General features: G+C 50.3%; 4 protein-coding genes and 2 pseudogenes. 2 read left to right on the forward strand and 4 right to left on the reverse strand.

Going from position 1 to position 3556, the window contains the following annotated elements:
• Positions 1–116, forward strand: a pseudogene (locus AVAK2825_RS24545) (IS5/IS1182 family transposase); the annotation flags it as partial.
• A 70-nt stretch (positions 117–186) separates the two neighbouring features.
• A complete protein-coding gene (locus AVAK2825_RS24550; RefSeq protein ID WP_284403099.1) occupies positions 187–741 on the forward strand; it encodes a hypothetical protein in 555 nt (184 codons plus the stop codon).
• Positions 742–997: 256 nt separating this feature from the next.
• On the opposite strand, the gene AVAK2825_RS24555 is transcribed toward AVAK2825_RS24550, so the two are convergent.
• The 4 genes and pseudogenes from AVAK2825_RS24555 to AVAK2825_RS24570 form a co-directional block, all read right to left on the reverse strand.
• On the reverse strand, positions 998–1426 hold the full coding sequence (locus AVAK2825_RS24555; RefSeq protein ID WP_284403100.1) for a hypothetical protein: 429 nt from the start codon (positions 1424–1426) through the stop codon (positions 998–1000).
• 100 nt (positions 1427–1526) lie between these two features.
• Positions 1527–2180 carry a DUF4276 family protein gene (locus AVAK2825_RS24560; protein WP_284403101.1) on the reverse strand — a complete coding sequence of 218 codons (654 nt, stop codon included), beginning with the start codon at positions 2178–2180 and terminating at the stop codon, positions 1527–1529.
• Positions 2177–3403, reverse strand: coding sequence for an AAA family ATPase (locus AVAK2825_RS24565; protein WP_284403102.1), 1227 nt, complete (start codon positions 3401–3403; stop codon positions 2177–2179). Before AVAK2825_RS24565 ends, AVAK2825_RS24560 begins: the two co-directional genes overlap by 4 nt.
• Positions 3404–3438: 35 nt before the next feature.
• Positions 3439–3556 (reverse strand): annotated as a pseudogene (locus AVAK2825_RS24570) (IS5/IS1182 family transposase); the annotation flags it as partial.

Below are 3556 nucleotides of genomic sequence, written 5' to 3' on the forward strand. Positions count from 1 at the left end.
TTGCTGGCTTTGGAAAGCTGCGCATTCGCTTTGAGCGGCGACTGGACATCCACCAGGCGCTGCTGAAATTGGCCGCAGCCATCATCTGCTCGCGGTTTGTTGAGAGGTCGTGTTAGCCACTCTAAAGGGAGGTACGCGAGTCCATACCAGCCTATGGTTCGCGGCCCACGAAACCGATAAGGCTCTATGGCCGAACAAAAATGGGTGTGCTTGCCCGATGGGTGCCGTAAACCTGTCGAGGTTTCCGATCCGGGCGCGATGAACAAGGTGCTCCTCAAGCTCCAGCAACTCTATCGAGCATCAACGCTGGCCGGAGACAGTGCCGCTCAGTACTGGGCAGATATCGCCGTGAACTCAAAGAGCCCGCTTGCCCCACTGGCGCATGTACCCGGCGCCTTGGCCGTTCTGTGGACACCAGACATTGCGCCCACCACAGCCCTGACGCTTGGAACCGCAGGGTATGGCTTCGCAGCGCTGCCGAAAAATCTGATCCATTTCACCACCAGAGCCGGCGCCGCCGGCATAGCGCGCACTGGAGTCATCAACGCGAGTCCTTTCGGATTGGATGGCATCTTCGGGGCGGGGGTTTACATGGCCCGCATCGGCAGGCCCCTCAATGGATTCATCGAGAAGGTTTCGCGCATCCCGATCCACATTTCCACTCCAGCAGGCACAGTGCGAATCGTGCCCTACCTTGTCTATGTGAGGTGGGGCCTCCAAGGCGTTAAGGTCGCAAGATGAAAACCGTTCCCCCGTCACGTGTAGTGCGCAGAGCAACTGTCCTGTTCGCCTGGATCTGCTGGGGGGTCGCTTACTGGCAGTCGAACTGGTGGTGGTTTGTCGGCTCATTCGTGCCATACCTTCTTTCCAATAGCTTCAGCCACTTGCTGGACAGGAATCAAAGTAGTGAGTAACAGGGAAATTTGCCCCTGATCAGCGTCCATTGCTGCAGCGTGGCTTTATTGCATGGGATGTGTGCAATGGAATGGGATGCCCTTTACCCCCGCTCCTCTACCTCCCCCAGACGCCTCACCAACGCCTGTGTCACCACCGTCCCCTCCACTCCCGCGTCAGGATCGACCCCCACCGGTAACTCGGTTTCTACCGGCACTTTCAGCACTCCCTGCAGAGGAAAGTGCCGTGCCATCATGCGCGCCATGAGTGCTGCGGCGCGGCGCTGATACAGCAAGGTGATCTGCGGAAAAACATCATCAGCCCCATCGCGATGATTTGGTCGGGCGCGCCGATGCTGGACTTTTTTACGAAAGTCAGGGCGCGGGCAGGACAGGCGCGCAATGCAATCGCGGCGGCGATTGAAGGTGATTAAGAGCGGGCAAAGACGCGGGACTTGGAGAAAAACGGACAACGCCACGGCGGTTACTGAAGCGATCGCGGCATTGATTACAACGCGGGTCTGCAAAAACAAATACACACTCAAAGAGCTTCATCGATATTAATACCGGAATTATTTTTAGATAAGCGGAAAAATCTCAAATTTAAGACTCTCAATAATTAGCAATTCTATACTAATCCTTTGCTCGATGATAAAACTTTCTCTTACTTCGATCCGGTGCCAATTGCGGAGTGAGGTTAGATATTTTTGCAAGCATCATCTTGAAAGATGGCGAACGGCTTTGCGCTGCTTTAGTAGTAAGAACGTTTCCCATCTTTTCGGCCCATGCAACCTTGTTACCACCATCATCACCGATTATCTCCCCAAACTTCTCCCAAGTCCCGCAAATAGAGTCTGGCACATAATCTCTAGCAATCTCCATATCAGCGCCTGGATACGCGCGCCTAATAGCCTTGAGATCTCCGAGATAAAATGCCTCCATCTCCTCCGTCGCAACGCAAATTTCCACTCTTAAAAGAGGCGCGCAATGATTTACTGTTTTGGAAATATTTTCAATAAGATTTTTCGGATCATCATTATCTGCATCTATAAGAATTAGTATTCCATCCGAATTTTCACTCAATGTTTCAGCAAAAGCTTTTAATTTAAAAGGCAATTGATCAAGCAAACCCCTCAACTTAGCATTTATCTTGGCATTTTCAGCGGGAAGAGTTCCTTTACCCTGATGGGCATGCACTCGGATGATTTGAGTTGATTTTAATTTTTTCAGCCAACCGTCGAAAAAAACACTTTCCGAAGCGCCCTCGACCAATATATGTAAAGTCATTCCGGAGCACCATCATCGAAATGATTGCTATACCACAAAGAGCCGAGCGGTATACCACTCTCATTCATCGCCGCAATAGTAGTTACGTCGGCGGCACAAGTCGCGCGCGCATGACCGTCGCCCCCTTTTCGAATAAGCCAAACTTGTGACGGCTGTAGAGCATCAACGAAATAAGGTGAGTGAGTTGTCACCAGCATCTGTGTGGACAGCGCAGTATTTGCAGTGCGGCTGCTAAATTGGCTAGCTAAGCGTTCAACAAGTCTTACATATAAGCCATTTTCTGGCTCTTCAATGCCAATAAATGGACGAGGATGAGGATCTTCAAGCAGTACGGCATAAGCAAGCATTTTTAGCGTGCCATCAGACATTCCATGTTGAAAAAAAGGATCCTGATATCCATCCTCATCGAATTTGAGCAAAAGACGCTTATCCTTACTAACTTCAGGCGTGATTTTTTTCAAACCAGGAATGGCTTTAGCCAAACGCCTTAGAATAGCATTAAATCCTTTTGGGTTTTGTCTTTGATAATATTGGAGAACATTTCCAATATTTGCACCTTCACGATCGAGCCACCGCTGCGCCCCCGCAGCGGGAAGGACCCGGGCGGCGCTTGGCACGAAGTACGACAAATACCATTGTTCGACATATGTCCTTAACGCTACGATTCGAGGATGCTCAGATAAATTACCTAGAGTCGCAATTCCCAATTTGTCGAGATCAACAAGTGTTACTGCTTGTGAGATACGTGACTCAGTAGCCTCGCCTACCGCTTGACCAGCCCACACTTTACCTCTGCCTTTTTTTAACTTAAGAAAATAATAAGGTTTACCCAGTGTTTCGCCTTCTCTACGTTGCCGACATGTTTCTTCTATTGCTGCCGGAACACCATTCACTACGTCGACAACGAGCTGATAAACAATCGGCCTCGCAGGATCATCAGCCTCAAAGAAAATTTCAAAAGATATTGGACCGCTCTCACCTTGAGTACGAAGCCGGTCAAAACCTCCACGCCAAGGTTTATCACAAGCAGCTTCTACGCCGTCAAGAAGGCAATCCGCCACGAAACCAAAGGCATCCAACACCGTTGACTTACCAGAACCATTGGGTCCGATAAGACAGGTCAGTCGGGGAAGAGGCGTCCCCCTACCATACTGAACTTGCCCTAACCTTACATCAGCCAACGCTCTATAGTTTCTAATATGAATACCGAGAAGACGTGCCATTAAATTTCCAAATCAGTAAAAAAACTTAGAGCGTGTTATGAACTTCCCGCCGCAGCTAGCACCCGTGCAGCGGCGGGCAACATGAGCACTGCAAACACCAGAAAATGTAGCCCGCCGAGCACTTCCGGCAACCGCTCATAGTCCCGGGAGAGC

The sequence above is a fragment of the Acidovorax sp. SUPP2825 genome, assembly GCF_030158995.1.
In the GTDB taxonomy this organism is placed as follows: domain Bacteria; phylum Pseudomonadota; class Gammaproteobacteria; order Burkholderiales; family Burkholderiaceae_C; genus Paracidovorax.